Annotated in this window: 1 pseudogene; it reads left to right on the forward strand. The window is 50.2% G+C overall.

Going from position 1 to position 267, the window contains the following annotated elements:
- Positions 1–232, forward strand: a pseudogene (locus EOD29_RS32230) (apolipoprotein N-acyltransferase); the annotation flags it as partial.
- Positions 233–267 lie beyond the last annotated feature (35 nt).

The following is a 267-nucleotide window of genomic DNA, read 5'->3' on the forward strand; positions in this document are numbered from 1 at the left end:
GCCGCTGATTCGCGACGCCAATAGCGGCATTTCAGCGCTGGTGAATGCACATGGGGAAATTATTGCGGGCCTCAGTCTTGGAGAAACCGGTTTCGTCGATGCAACGCTCGATAGCATCAGCGATGGAGCCGGAACGACATTCCCCCGGCAAACATACTTCTGGTTGATCGAGGCGCTGCTGATTTTGATTGCGCTAATTTCTCGCAGAGGTTTTATTTCCGGGTTGAATTGACCAAAAACCCCTAAAATTGCATAGTGATGTCAATC

This window comes from Mesorhizobium sp. M1A.T.Ca.IN.004.03.1.1 (assembly GCF_003997555.1).
Lineage (GTDB): Bacteria > Pseudomonadota > Alphaproteobacteria > Rhizobiales > Rhizobiaceae > Mesorhizobium.